The sequence below is a fragment of the Maricaulis sp. genome (assembly GCF_030149515.1).
In the GTDB taxonomy this organism is placed as follows: Bacteria; Pseudomonadota; Alphaproteobacteria; order Caulobacterales; family Maricaulaceae; genus Maricaulis.
In genome coordinates, this window is sequence record NZ_JASBRI010000003.1 from 1 (window position 1) to 11,815 (window position 11,815).

General features: G+C 62.9%; 14 protein-coding genes. 7 read left to right on the plus strand and 7 right to left on the minus strand.

What is annotated here, in order from left to right; genetic code table 11:
- Both Q1U94_RS01475 and Q1U94_RS01480 read left to right on the plus strand, forming a co-directional pair.
- A partial coding sequence (locus Q1U94_RS01475) for a polysaccharide biosynthesis protein (RefSeq protein WP_300541209.1) occupies positions 1 to 661 on the plus strand: 661 nt, incomplete at its 5' end.
- A gap of 66 nt (positions 662 to 727) precedes the next feature.
- Entirely contained in the window at positions 728 to 1,210 is a 483-nt protein-coding gene (locus Q1U94_RS01480; RefSeq protein WP_300541211.1) for a nuclear transport factor 2 family protein, read from the plus strand.
- Here Q1U94_RS01480 and pseC read toward each other — a convergent pair.
- A complete protein-coding gene (gene pseC, locus Q1U94_RS01485) occupies positions 1,207 to 2,373 on the minus strand; it encodes a UDP-4-amino-4,6-dideoxy-N-acetyl-beta-L-altrosamine transaminase (protein WP_300541213.1) in 1,167 nt (388 codons plus the stop codon). The genes Q1U94_RS01480 and pseC overlap by 4 nt on opposite strands.
- Positions 2,374 to 2,502: 129 nt before the next feature.
- On the minus strand, positions 2,503 to 3,336 hold the full coding sequence (locus Q1U94_RS01490; protein ID WP_300541215.1) for a flagellin: 834 nt from the start codon (positions 3,334 to 3,336) through the stop codon (positions 2,503 to 2,505).
- A gap of 346 nt (positions 3,337 to 3,682) precedes the next feature.
- Here Q1U94_RS01490 and Q1U94_RS01495 point away from each other — a divergent pair, with 346 nt between their 5' ends.
- The gene (locus tag Q1U94_RS01495) at positions 3,683 to 4,348 is read left to right on the plus strand and encodes a hypothetical protein (protein ID WP_300541217.1); all 666 of its coding nucleotides are present in this window, start codon (positions 3,683 to 3,685) and stop codon (positions 4,346 to 4,348) included.
- 197 nt (positions 4,349 to 4,545) lie between these two features.
- Here Q1U94_RS01495 and Q1U94_RS01500 read toward each other — a convergent pair whose 3' ends face one another.
- The 5 genes from Q1U94_RS01500 to flbT all read right to left on the minus strand — a co-directional run bounded on the left by Q1U94_RS01500 (position 4,546) and on the right by flbT (position 7,997).
- Entirely contained in the window at positions 4,546 to 4,911 is a 366-nt protein-coding gene (locus Q1U94_RS01500; protein ID WP_300541219.1) for a flagellar protein FlaG, read from the minus strand.
- 102 nt (positions 4,912 to 5,013) lie between these two features.
- Positions 5,014 to 5,838 carry a flagellin gene (locus Q1U94_RS01505; protein WP_300541221.1) on the minus strand — a complete coding sequence of 275 codons (825 nt, stop codon included), beginning with the start codon at positions 5,836 to 5,838 and terminating at the stop codon, positions 5,014 to 5,016.
- Positions 5,839 to 6,199: 361 nt separating this feature from the next.
- A complete protein-coding gene (locus tag Q1U94_RS01510; RefSeq protein WP_300541222.1) occupies positions 6,200 to 7,027 on the minus strand; it encodes a flagellin in 828 nt (275 codons plus the stop codon).
- Positions 7,028 to 7,227: 200 nt separating this feature from the next.
- Positions 7,228 to 7,611 carry a flagellar biosynthesis regulator FlaF gene (gene flaF / locus Q1U94_RS01515; RefSeq protein WP_300541224.1) on the minus strand — a complete coding sequence of 128 codons (384 nt, stop codon included), beginning with the start codon at positions 7,609 to 7,611 and terminating at the stop codon, positions 7,228 to 7,230.
- On the minus strand, positions 7,611 to 7,997 hold the full coding sequence (gene flbT / locus Q1U94_RS01520) for a flagellar biosynthesis repressor FlbT (protein WP_300541226.1): 387 nt from the start codon (positions 7,995 to 7,997) through the stop codon (positions 7,611 to 7,613). The genes flaF and flbT overlap by 1 nt, the downstream gene beginning before the upstream one ends.
- Positions 7,998 to 8,166: 169 nt before the next feature.
- Between flbT and Q1U94_RS01525 the strand changes: the two genes are divergently transcribed.
- Genes Q1U94_RS01525 through Q1U94_RS01540 form a run of 4 tightly spaced genes read left to right on the plus strand, consistent with a single transcriptional unit; the run spans position 8,167 to position 11,780 of the window.
- Positions 8,167 to 9,969: a tetratricopeptide repeat protein gene (locus tag Q1U94_RS01525; RefSeq protein ID WP_300541228.1), complete on the plus strand. Its 1,803-nt coding sequence runs from the start codon at positions 8,167 to 8,169 to the stop codon at positions 9,967 to 9,969.
- Between the two features lie 38 nt (positions 9,970 to 10,007).
- Positions 10,008 to 10,613, plus strand: a complete 606-nt coding sequence (locus Q1U94_RS01530; protein WP_300541230.1) for a hypothetical protein — start codon at positions 10,008 to 10,010, stop codon at positions 10,611 to 10,613.
- Positions 10,610 to 11,551, plus strand: a complete 942-nt coding sequence (locus Q1U94_RS01535; RefSeq protein ID WP_300541231.1) for a ketoacyl-ACP synthase III — start codon at positions 10,610 to 10,612, stop codon at positions 11,549 to 11,551. Before Q1U94_RS01530 ends, Q1U94_RS01535 begins: the two co-directional genes overlap by 4 nt.
- Before the next feature lies 1 nt (position 11,552).
- Entirely contained in the window at positions 11,553 to 11,780 is a 228-nt protein-coding gene (locus Q1U94_RS01540) for a phosphopantetheine-binding protein (protein ID WP_300541233.1), read from the plus strand.
- Positions 11,781 to 11,815 lie beyond the last annotated feature (35 nt).

An 11,815-nucleotide genomic window follows, 5' to 3' on the forward strand; every position in this document is an offset into this window, starting at 1 on the left:
CGCGGCGATCAAGCGGGGGGTGTCGCATGTCTGCGCCCTGTCCACGGACAAGGCGGCAAACCCGATCAATCTCTACGGCGCCTCGAAACTGGCCGCGGATAAAATATTCACGGCGGCCCAGCACATGGGCGGCGATGGCGGCCCGATCTTCTCCGTCGTGCGCTACGGCAATGTGGTCGGTTCGCGCGGATCGGTCATTCCCTTCTTCCGCAAGCTCATCGACGAGGGCGCGAACGAATTGCCGATTACCGATCCGCGCATGACGCGGTTCTGGATCACGCTCGAACAGGGCGTGAATTTCGTTCTGTCCTCGCTCGCCATGGCACGCGGCGGCGAGATCTTCGTGCCCAAGATACCCTCCATGTCGACGGCCGAACTGGCCCGCACCATGGCGCCGAACCTGCCGCACAAGATCGTCGGCATCCGTCCGGGCGAGAAACTGCACGAAGTCATGATCCCGGAAGACGACAGCCGCACCACCGTCGAACTGGAAGACCGCTATGCCATCCTGCCGGCGCATGGCGCCCGGATCATGGCGCGCTATCTGGCCACCGGCGGCCATCTCGTGCCCGACGGCTTCCACTACGCCTCCAACACCAATCCCGAACAACTCGGCGGCCGGGCGCTGCGGCGGCTGATCGGCGAAGCGGCCGCGGCCTGAACCCAATCATCGGTCGACAAGTACTCCCGGCACGCCTAGCCTCCAGCGATCATCGGGAGGGGTATCATGAAAACCGTTTTGACCGCCGCCGCAGCCACCGCCTTGGTCTGCGGCCTGGCCAGTGCCGAACACCACGAAAGCCGCGCCAGTGCCGGTGCCGAAGCGGTGGTGCAGAGTATCTATGCGGCCTTTGCGGCTGGCGACATTCCGGCCTTCACGGCCCGTCTGGGCGCGGACATCGTCTGGAACGAGGCCGACAATTTTCCCTATGCAGACGGCAATCCCTACGAAGGGCCGGACGCGGTGATGGCGGGAGTCTTCGGCCGTATCGGTGCCGATTGGGACGGCTTCGCTGCCACACCGGACACCATGATCGTGGACGGCAATGAGGTCGCTGTGATGGGCCGTTATACCGGGACCCACCGCGAGACCGGCAACGCCATCGACGCGCAATTCGTGCATGTCTGGACCATCGTGGACGGCCAGGCGGTCACCTTCCAGCAATACACCGATACCTGGCAGGTGCGCACCGCCAGCGGGCTGGATTAGAGGCCCAGCGCCTCGCCCAGCGCGGCCGCCACACGTAACGGATCCTCATCGTCCATTCCCACGAAGAGCGGCAGCGACAGCGTGCGCGCATAATAGTGTCCGGCTCCGGGGAGACAGGCCGCGCCGTAACGATCCCGGTAATAGGGCTGATCCGGTACAGGGATGTAGTGGACCTGGGTACCGATGCCGCGCTCGCGCAGGGCCGTCATGACGCCGGCGCGGGAGATGCCGGCACGCTCGAAATCGATGCGCACCGGATAAAGGTGCAGGCAGGGCTCGCAGTCCGGGGTTCGCGCCAAGGGCTGGACCAGGGGCGCCATGTCCACGAACACCCGGTCATAGGCCTGCGCCAGCGTCCGCCGCCGTGCCACGAATTCGGGCAGGCGTTTCAGTTGCGACAGCGCCAGTGCCGCCTGGATGTCGCTGAGCCGGTAATTCCAGCCCAGCGCCTGCATTTCATGCCACCAGGGCTCGCCCGCCCGGCGCCGGTGCCTGGAGGGATCGCGCTCGATACCATGGCTGCGCAGGCGCCGGAGACGGGCCGCCACCTCTGCGTCATCGGTCGTAACCGCCCCGCCTTCGCCGGCGGCGATCGTCTTGACCGGGTGGAAGGAAAACGTGGCCGCTGCCGACCATGCACAACTGCCTACCGGCGCCCCGCGAAAGACCGTACCCACGGCATGGCAGGCATCCTCGACAAGCACCGCCCCGGCCGATGTCGCCTGCCGGGCCATGCCTTCGAGATCCTCGCACTGGCCGGCCAGATGGACCGGCAGCACGGCCCGCACGGGACCGTCCGCACGCTCCAGTGCCTCGGCCAGTGTGTCCGGCGTCATCAGCCCGGTCTCTGCATCCACATCAGCAAAGACGGCCTCAGCGCCGCAATAGCGCGCCGCATTGGCCGTCGCCATGAAGGTGATCGCCGGCACAATGCAACTGTCGCCCTCGCCCACACCCAGCGCCGCAAGGGCCAGATGCAGGGCAGTGGTCCCGTTTGAACAGGATACGGCATGTTCCGCTCCCACCGCGGCGGCGAAAGCGGTGTCGAAGGCGTCGACCGCCGGTCCGGTCGTCAGCCAGTCGCCGCGCAGCACGTCCACCACGGCGTCGATATCGCTGTCGTCGATGGCCTGGCGGCCATAGGGCAGGAAAGATCTGGGCATCGGCTCGGCTCCGCTACAGCGCGATCATGGAATGAGTCGCTCCAACGGAAACGGCCCCCGGAATTCCGGAGGCCGCGCCGTGGTGGTGGAGACTGTAACCCGGGCTCGGGACCAAAGCCCGGAAAATAACTAGCCCTGGAAGAGGCTGAGGATGGTCTGCGGCTGGGAGTTGGCGATCGACAGCGCCTGCACGCCCAGCTGCTGCTTGACCTGCAAGGATTGAAGTTTGGCGCTTTCGACCGCGAGGTCGGCATCGACCAGATCGCCCACGCCCTTGGTCAGGCTGTCCATCAGACGGTCGACGAAATTGCCGTGCGATTCGAGTTTCTTGACGTCGGAACCGAGATTGGCCAGCGCCTGGTTGACGTTCTCCAGGCTGGTCTTGATCGCGGTCACCGCATTGGTGGCCAGGGTGACCGAGCCCAGGCTGGCCGTGGCCGCCAAGGTGATGATCGCGCCACCCACACTCATGTCCTGGGTCTTCAGCGTGACGGTGCGGGCCGCGTCGGCATCGGCCAGGAATTCGATCCCGCCGGTGATCGAGCCATCGAGAATATTGGCGCCGTCAAATTCGGCATTCTGGATGATCACCTGCACCTGTTCCAGCAGCGCCTTGAAGTCGGCGTCGTAGGCCGAACGCGAAAAGGTATCGAGCGAGGGGTCCATCGCCGCCGTCGCCTTTTCACGCATCTGGATCAGCAGGTCCGAGATCGACTCGCCGGCAGCGAGGGCCACATCGCCAATCGTCGTCGCACGGTCCAGACCGGTCGAGACCGCCTCGTAGGCGCCGATATCCGAACGCATGCCCTGGGCCACCGCATAGATGGCGGCATTGTCCTTGGCACCGGCAATCTTCAGACCCGTATTGATGCGGTTCTGGACGCCCTGCATCTCGTCATTCGTCTTGTTGAGGTTCTGGAGCGCAATCATCGCGCCCATATTGGTGTGAACACTCATCGTCATGCGACATTCTCCCGCGTAGTCCGTAGCGCCGCCCTTCCGGCAGCGGTTCGTCCTTACAGGCGCAAGAGACGTGCCGGTTTTGGTTAATCGCATAACTCGTTATATTTCAAATTATTATACATAGGCTCAGTTTTCACCCACAACGGGAAACGTCGTGGATTGCCGAGCAATGCGCCACCGGTAGGTCAGTTTTGCCGGGTTGCGGCAAGACCGGCGCGGACGCCACCCCCGGCCGTCCCGTATTTGCCCGCTCCAATGGAACCTTCGCCCCGTTCATGCGTTTTCAGACAACAGGCGGGCCTTCGGGCCCGGCCCCTGCTCCTGATGCAACAAAGGGAGGACGATCATGCGTTTTACGCTCACAACCACCAGCCTTACCACAGCCATCGCGGCCGCGGCGCTGGCCGCAGGCGCCCCCGGGATCACCCCGGCCCAGGTGGTCGACGTGACCGGTACGGTGGAAGGCCAGCTGGACACCACATCGCGGATCCAGTCGAACGGTCTGCTCAATTCCGACGTGCTCGTCGACCAGCGCAGCGGACTGGCCCTCAACACCCAACTCATGGGCCGTCTGGGCTCCAGCCTGCCGGACTATAACCGTACGCACGCCTCGGCGCGCCTGCGCCAGGAACTCGACGCCAATACCCGCGCCTGGTCCCGCGTCAGCGCCGACCACTGGGACCGCACGAGCGTGCACGGCAGCATGCACACCCGCATGGGTACGCGCACGACCCTGCCGCGCCGCGACCGCCATGCCCGCGTGCGCGTCTATACGAGTGACGGCTATCATGTCGGCCATGTCGACCGCTATGAGGACGACCGCGTGATGGTCCGCGTCGACGGCGACGCCATGGCCGAAACCGGTACCGCCGCCAGCGCGGCCACGGACGCTGCGGCCGAAGGCCGGCTCCACGCCGTCTCCAGCAGTCAGGCGGCCCTCGACCAGGACGCCAACGCCGTGGTCCTCAGCCAAACCCGCGCCGACTTCACCTCAGCGGTGACCGGCTCGTAGCCGGCAAGGTCCAACGGTGAAATGACGGCCCCGGCAGCGAGCGAAGGCTGCCGGGGTATTTTTATGTGTGGCGTCGCGTCTGTTTTGGCGCTGGAAGGGCGTTGGAATTGGTCTGGATCAGGGGGCTGCATCATCCCCCGTACAAGGCCCCTGGCATCGCCAGGAGCCCCGGTGCGACATGATGGCGAGCGCCGGGGTCAGGCCATGCGGTTGACCAGGCCAGCCGTTCGGGTGCGCAGGTATTCCATCAGGTCGGCGTATTTTTCGGGGGGCCAGCGGCGTACGGTTTCGCCGGTATCCTGGTCGACCATGAGATAGACATAGTCGCCGGACGTGTCGTCCTGGAGGATTTTCAGGCGGGAATTGTTCAGGGCGTCGTGAGCCAGGCGTTCGATCTCGGCGGCCCGATGTTCGCGATTGTCCGACGCCGCGGCGGGCCTGTCGGCCTTCTCGAGCGGTTCGACCCGCGCCGCGGTCTCGCGCAGGCGGTCGGAATGGACATCTTTGCTCTCGGTGTAGCCTGCCACCGGTGCCGGTCTTGGATTGAACCCCGTCTCTGCCATTGTTTCATCGCTGACGATAAGGTCGCCAGTGCCTCAAAAAAACTCGCGTCAGGCGCGGAAGGCGGACGGCGGGGCCCGAGGCCCCGCCATCCCATCCCGCGATTAACGGAAGTAGCCCAGGATCGTGCTGGGAGCCGAGTTGGCGATCGACAACGCCTGCACGCCCAGCTGCTGCTTGACCTGCAGCGACTGGAGGCGGGCGCTTTCCTTCGCCAGGTCCGCATCGACCAGATTGCCGATACCCTTTTCCAGGGCGTCGGACAGCTTGCCGACGAAGCTCTTGTGAACGTCCAGCGACTTCGACGCCGTGCCGAGCTTGGCGAGCGAAGCGTTCAGGTTGTTCAGCGAGGTTTCGATCGTGGTGACAAGCGTGGACGCATCGCCCGCCGAGGCGAACGAAGCCGTCGCAGCCACGGTCACTGTACCGCCGCCGAGCGTCAGGTTGGCGTCGGAGATGGTGATCGTGTTGGAGCCGTCGGCATTGGCCAGGGCCGAGATCGAGGTCACGGAACCGTTGATCAGGTTCGTGCCGTTGAATTCGGCATTGGCGGTGATCGTGGTGATCTGGTCGCGAAGCGCCTTGAAGTCTTCATTCAGGGCGGTGCGGGACGCCGAGTCGAGCGATGTGTCGGAAGCGGCCAGGGCCTTTTCCTTCATCTCGACCAGCAGGTCGGAGATCGCTTCACCGGCAGCCAGGGCCACGTCCGTGGTCGACTGGGCGAGATCCAGCGAGTTGCGGACGGCGCCATAACCATTGACGTCCGAACGCATTTTCTGGGCGATCGCGTAGATACCGCCATTGTCCTTCGCGGACGACACGGCCAGGCCGGTGTTGATGCGGCTTTGAACCTGCTGCAGGTCCTTGTTGGTCTGATTGAGGTTTTGCAGCGCAACCATGGCGCCGGCATTGGTGTTGATGGTAGCCATTTCTTGGCCCTCTCCATTCTGGTGTTGTACCGGGCGTTTTGCCCGACAGGTCTTCTGACCCGTCCCCATGAAGAGCAAGGCCGGGGCCAGTTGCGCCTTGACTGGCTTGGTTAATCACCCCCCGCCTGATTCGGTGCGTGCATCGGATGCATTCCCGCCATCTGCGGTAACTATTGCGCACATGCGGCTGGGCAGAAATTGCCGCCCCAGGACGCCAAACCGGCAGGAAAATTTTGCCGGTCGGCAAAAATTTATGCTTAAAAATGAGTTAATTGCCGAATTCGGGCATGCCGAAGCGCCAGCGCTGAATGTGCAGAAAAAATGTCGGGACCGCGCGAACGCGGTCCCGACCTGGACGAACTTACCCGAAGAAGGACAGAATGGTCTGCGGCGCCTGGTTGGCGATAGAGAGCGCCTGCACACCCAGCTGCTGCTTGACCTGCAGCGACTGGAGACGGGCGCTTTCCTTGGCCAGGTCGGCGTCGACCAGATTGCCGATTCCCTGCTCGAGCGCATCGGACAGCTTGCTCGTGAAGGAGCTGTGCACCTCCAGCGACTTCGAAGCCGTGCCGAGCTTGGCAAGCGCAGAGTTCAGGTTATCCAGCGAAGTCTCGATCGTGGTGACGAGCGTGGACGCGTCACCAGCCGTGGCGAACGAAGCCGTCGCAGCCACGGTCACGGTACCGCCGCCGAGCGTCATGTTGACGTCGGAGATGGTGATCGTGTTGGAGCCGTCGGCATTGGCCAGGGCCGAAATCGACGTCACGGACCCGTTGATCAGGTTCGTGCCGTTGAATTCGGCATTCGACGTGATCGTCGTGACCTGGTCGCGCAGCGCCTTGAAGTCTTCATTCAGGGCGGTGCGGGACGCCGAGTCGAGCGACGCGTCGGAGGCAGCCAGGGCCTTTTCCTTCATTTCGACGAGCAGATCGGAAATCGCTTCACCGGCGGCGAGTGCCACATCGGTGACAGACGTGGCCAGGTCGAGCGAATTGCCCACCACACCATAACCGTTCACCTGGGAACGCATGCGCTGGGCGATGGCGTAGATACCGCCATTGTCCTTTGCGCCGGCGACTTCCAGGCCGGTATTGATGCGGCTTTGAACCTGGTTCATGTCCATGTTCGTCTTGTTGAGGTTCTGCAGCGCCATCATGGCGCCAGCGTTGGTGTTGACAGAAAGTGTCATTGTGTAAGTCCTCCATTCTGGAAGCAGTCAAAGCCGACTTCTGCGGCTGCGGACGTTTTGCCCGCGCACTGCATCGCAAGCGCCGTGCCGTTGCTGGAGGAAAATTCAGCATTAAGTTTCAATGGATTATAATATGAAAAAGGCGCCTCCCGACGGAAGCGCCCGATCCTGCCTGCCGGTTTTTGCCGGGGCGGCAATTCCTACCCGACGGCCCGCTCGTCCGCTCCGGCATTCGCCTGGGGCATCAGACCCTGCATCACAGTCCGGTTGATATCCACGAGATCGTCCACGGCTTCCGGATCACGCATCGCGACGGTGCCGTGCTTGGACACGAAGATGGACAGGGAAATAATCGCCGCACGCAGGCTTTCCGGCAATTTGTTGTCCTGGCTGGCACAATCCAGCGCCAGATTACTCCAGACCCGGCGGTTCCAGTCGATCGCCTCCGCCCGGCCCTTGATATCGTCCATCGGAAGGTCCTTGGATGCCATCAGCGCCCGTGTGACCTGCGCGAAGAGGCGATACTCCGTCGCGCGCGGATCCTCGCTGCGCTGACTTGTCTTCTGGTAAGCTTGAAGCGACATCAGGCCAGTCTCTCGTCTTCGTACTTCATCAGTTTCCGGCAGCCCATCAGGGCCTTGTAGTGCTCGCCTGCCATGACATCCCGGCTCACAGAAACGCACACCGCAAGCACTTCAGGATTGGAAACGACACCCATGAACTCGTTCATCCGGAGCACGAATTCGTCGTAAAGCTTGTCGTCCGCCCGGTCCGACAGATACATCATCATGATCGGGAAATAGATCCGCCGAACAGGAGTCGTCACATCCGCTTCCTGGAGAATGTCCTTTTCGCGCAGCACTGCGGCCTTGTTCTTGAGAACCAGGTTGGCCCGCCGGTCGCCGTTTTCGATAACGGCCCCGTTGAGGACAAACTTCTCGCCGGGCTTGAGCGAGATTTTCAGGGGCATGTGCAAACTCCGTTGCGCACAAGGCGGTCACGACACGTAACGGCGGCAGGTTGGCAATGTGGAGTGAAGAAATCGTTTCCGCCTGTTCCGCCTGCCGCCGGACTTGACGTTAGCGAGTTCTTAAAGCGAATCCCATGCGATCGGGCGCAAAATCGAGACAGGTTGGATCATGATGCAAAACGCCCCGGCCCTGGACCTGGACGCGGAACTCTCGGCTGACGCCGAAATCGTCCGGAACGAAGCGCGCGACGCGGTCCCCCTGGGACGTGAAGCACTGAAGGTCGATGCCCAGCTTGTCCGGATCCCCGAGAGCAAGCGGCGCCAGTACCAGAAGGTCGTCGCACAGGCCAAGCGGGCACTCAAACTTTCCGCCGAGAACGCCCATTCCGACGCGGCGCGCATTGCCTTCAAGGCGGTCCAGCTGGCCCCGGACCTCGCCCTGACCAATCATGTCATGGGGCTGATGCTCTACCGCCTGGGCCGGCTGTCGCGCGCGCTCGACTTCTTCCAGCGTGCCTGGGAGCTCGATCCCAACGATGCGGAAATCTACCAGAAGCTGGGCCTGGTCGCCTGGAAGCTGGACATGCTGGAGGCGGCGGAAAAATTCTACCGCATCGAATGCCGGCTGGCGCCGGACAAGACGGATGGCATTATCAATCTGGCGGGTGTGCTGCGCGACCAGGGCAAGTTCGAGGAAGCCATCGAGATCCTGCGCACGGCGATCTACGCCAATCAGGAGAGCTACGAGCTCTGGAACTCGATGGGCACCGTGATCAATGACAGCGGCAAGCCCGAGGAGGCCTCCACCTTTTATCTCGAGGCACTTCGCCTGAAGCCGGAATACGGCCGGGCCCACAACAATATGGCCAATGTCTACGAATTGCTCGGCGAGCCGGAAAAAGCCCTGCCGCACTATGAGGAAGCGCTGAAAGACCCTGCCGACGAAATGGAAGAGGCGACCATGCGTCATGGCCGGTCCATGGTGCTTCTGGCCGCCGGCCGGATCGCGGAAGGCTGGGCAGCCAACGAGGCGCGCCTCGACCCCAACCGCGCCCAGGCAACGCTGTTTTCCATGAAAATGCCGATGTGGGACGGTGTGGACCCGGGCGAGATCCGGGGCAAGACCGTCGTGCTCGTCGGCGAGCAGGGCCTGGGTGACGAGGTTCTTTTCATGAACATCGTCAAGGATATGCTCGAGGCGATCGGACCGGACGGCCAGCTCCGTATTGCCTGTGAATACCGCCTCATGCCGATCGTCGGACGCTCCTTCCCCGAAGCGGTCGTCGGTAACCACCTCTCGGCCACGATCGAGGGGCGGGAAATCCGCACCACGCCCAAGCTGGACGCCGGCGCGGATTTCTGGACCCCGATGGCGACCCCGCTGCGCGCCTTCCGCCCGACACTGGACAGTTTCCCAAAGGAGCCGGGCTTCCTGAAGGCCAGTCCGGAATATCTGGATCAGTTCAAGGCCCAGCTCGACACGTTCGGCAACGGCCTGAAGGTGGGTATCCTCTGGAAATCCCTGCGCATGGATGCCCAGCGCTCGAAATTCTTCTCGGCCTTCGATGCCTGGGAGGGCGTTCTGAAGACGCCGGGTGTCGATTTCGTCAATCTGCAATACGGGCAGGTCGAGGACGAACTGGCCCTGGCACGGGAACGCTTCGGCGTCGACATTCACCAGCCGCGCGATATCGACCTGAAGATGGACCTCGACAAGGTCGCCGCCCTGGCCGCGTCCTGCGATCTGGTTCTCGGCCCGATGAACGCGACCTCCAACCTCGCGGCCGCCTGCGGCGGCAAGGTCTGGTTCATCCACGCCCGGTCCTCGACCTGGACCCTGCTCGGCTCGGACCGTCAGCACTGGTACCCGCAGACGCGCTCCTTCTTCGGCAACGGGTTCCAGGACTGGGACAATACGTTCACGCGCATCGCCTGCGAACTCGCCTCTCTGGCGTCCGGGCACAACGGTTAAGCGGGATACCGGCCATGCCCAGCCAGCACCTTATCCGGATGCTCGACGGCTCGGCGGCCGCGTTCAAAGGCGGGCGCGACTATGTACACGGATCGGATATCGCGACTTTCGCGGTAGGGACCGCCACCGAAACGCCCGGCCTTGCCGCCCTCCGCCGCATCGAGTTTCATCGCCCCCTGGTGTCACGCGGCGTGCTCTTCGCGGAGCCGCAGCTCGCCAAGGGCGCATCGGCGGAATTCTGCGCCACAGGCAGTTTTTCCATGGGTGACGGCGGCGAACTCCCCTTCGCGATCTTCCCGGCTCCCCTGCCCGTGCTGCGCACCGATCTTCCCTTCGACGAGGGCGCCCTTTGGCCGCAATGCGAGGTAGATGCCGGCGCGCAGTCGGTCAGGACGCAACAGATCCATACGCTAACCTTCGAGGAACATCTGACCAGCATGATGAAGCTGCTGTGCCGGACGGTGGCGCCCACTTTCGGCAAATGGTGGTTCGTTCGCCTGACCCGGAATGGCGAGACACCGCCAGCTGGCACCGAACTGGAACTTCGCGTCCGCCGTCTGACGGCGGACCGATTCGTGGCAGCATCCATCCTCGCCGGCGGGAAGCCTTGGGGCGGGATCGAATTTATCGGGAGGCAGGAATGACATCGCAGCGGACCTGGATCAGATCCATCGGCACCCGGCTCGGTTCAGCCCGCGTCGACAATGTCCGCCAGGCGGAGACCTTCGGGAAGGATGCGGAATTCCTCGATACGAGGATCGGCGCTCGTTGGCTACCGCAAGCCGACGATACGGAGACCGCGGTCACGCTGGGCGAAGCCGCCTCCCGCGAGGCGATCGAAGAAGCCGGTATCGCGCCGGAGCGGATCGGCATCTTGATTTTCGTCAGCCAAAATCCGGATTTCGGCGGCCTGCCGCATAATTCGGCAATACTACAGGACCGGCTGGGTCTGCCAACCTCAAGTGCCTGCTTCGACGTCGGCCTCGGCTGTTCGGGCTATGTTTACGCTCTCTCCATAGCCACAGCCATGATGCAAGCTTTGCGACTGGACCAAGGGTTGATCGTCACCTCGGACCAATACCGAGCCCAACTCAGGGAAGGCGATGTGAACACGCAGATGCTGTTCGGCGATGGCGCGACGGCCACGGTTTTGAGCCGCGACGAGGCCGAACTCGAGATCGTCGCAACGGAGCTTGGAACCAACGGCAATCATGCGTCCGCTCTGCAGCGCAGCGCCAACTGCATCGCCATGAACGGCCGCACGATTTTCGGCTTTTCGCGCAAGACAGTTCCTCTGGCGATCCGTCAGTTCACGGAACGGTATGGCCTGTCGCTTGATGAGGTGGATACGGTACTGCTGCACCAAGGCAGCCGGGCAATCGTCGAGGAGATTACAAAGGAACTCGGCCTCGATGTGACGAAAGTTCCAATTGAGATGGGGGAGACGGGCAATACCGTCTCCTCCTCCATCCCCTTCCTTTTGAAACCGCGACTGAAGGATTGCGAGATCAAGACCGTATTGGCCACAGGGTTCGGCGTCGGCCTGTCCTGGGGCACCGCCTGGATGAGGAGGACATCCTGAGATGAATGACGCAGGCATCAAGACGACCATCGCCATTATCGAGAAGGTCGCAGAGGAGGAGTATCCGGACGCGACGGCCAACACCATGATCGACGAGCTGTCCATCGACAGTCTCGATCTGTTCACGGTGATCGGGGATCTTGAGGAAGAAACCGGCCGTTCGATGAGCGATGAGGAAATGGGCCGAGTCGCCACTATTGGCGATCTGGTGAAACACTTCTACGGCTGACCCCGCAGAATCGGCTGCTATCCAGATTTGCGGAG

What these genes read in the sequence shown, in the direction of transcription:
- Q1U94_RS01530 (WP_300541230.1), top strand. Translation starts at nt 10,008, where the DNA reads ATGCTCGACGGCTCGGCGGCCGCGTTCAAAGGCGGGCGCGACTATGTA.
- Q1U94_RS01495 (WP_300541217.1), top strand. Translation starts at nt 3,683, where the DNA reads ATGCGTTTTACGCTCACAACCACCAGCCTTACCACAGCCATCGCGGCC.
- Q1U94_RS01510 (WP_300541222.1), bottom strand. Translation starts at nt 7,027, where the DNA reads ATGACACTTTCTGTCAACACCAACGCTGGCGCCATGATGGCGCTGCAG.
- flbT (WP_300541226.1), bottom strand. Translation starts at nt 7,997, where the DNA reads ATGCCCCTGAAAATCTCGCTCAAGCCCGGCGAGAAGTTTGTCCTCAAC.
- Q1U94_RS01480 (WP_300541211.1), top strand. Translation starts at nt 728, where the DNA reads ATGAAAACCGTTTTGACCGCCGCCGCAGCCACCGCCTTGGTCTGCGGC.
- Q1U94_RS01525 (WP_300541228.1), top strand. Translation starts at nt 8,167, where the DNA reads ATGATGCAAAACGCCCCGGCCCTGGACCTGGACGCGGAACTCTCGGCT.
- Q1U94_RS01505 (WP_300541221.1), bottom strand. Translation starts at nt 5,838, where the DNA reads ATGGCTACCATCAACACCAATGCCGGCGCCATGGTTGCGCTGCAAAAC.
- Q1U94_RS01540 (WP_300541233.1), top strand. Translation starts at nt 11,553, where the DNA reads ATGAATGACGCAGGCATCAAGACGACCATCGCCATTATCGAGAAGGTC.
- flaF (WP_300541224.1), bottom strand. Translation starts at nt 7,611, where the DNA reads ATGTCGCTTCAAGCTTACCAGAAGACAAGTCAGCGCAGCGAGGATCCG.
- Q1U94_RS01535 (WP_300541231.1), top strand. Translation starts at nt 10,610, where the DNA reads ATGACATCGCAGCGGACCTGGATCAGATCCATCGGCACCCGGCTCGGT.
- pseC (WP_300541213.1), bottom strand. Translation starts at nt 2,373, where the DNA reads ATGCCCAGATCTTTCCTGCCCTATGGCCGCCAGGCCATCGACGACAGC.
- Q1U94_RS01500 (WP_300541219.1), bottom strand. Translation starts at nt 4,911, where the DNA reads ATGGCAGAGACGGGGTTCAATCCAAGACCGGCACCGGTGGCAGGCTAC.
- Q1U94_RS01490 (WP_300541215.1), bottom strand. Translation starts at nt 3,336, where the DNA reads ATGACGATGAGTGTTCACACCAATATGGGCGCGATGATTGCGCTCCAG.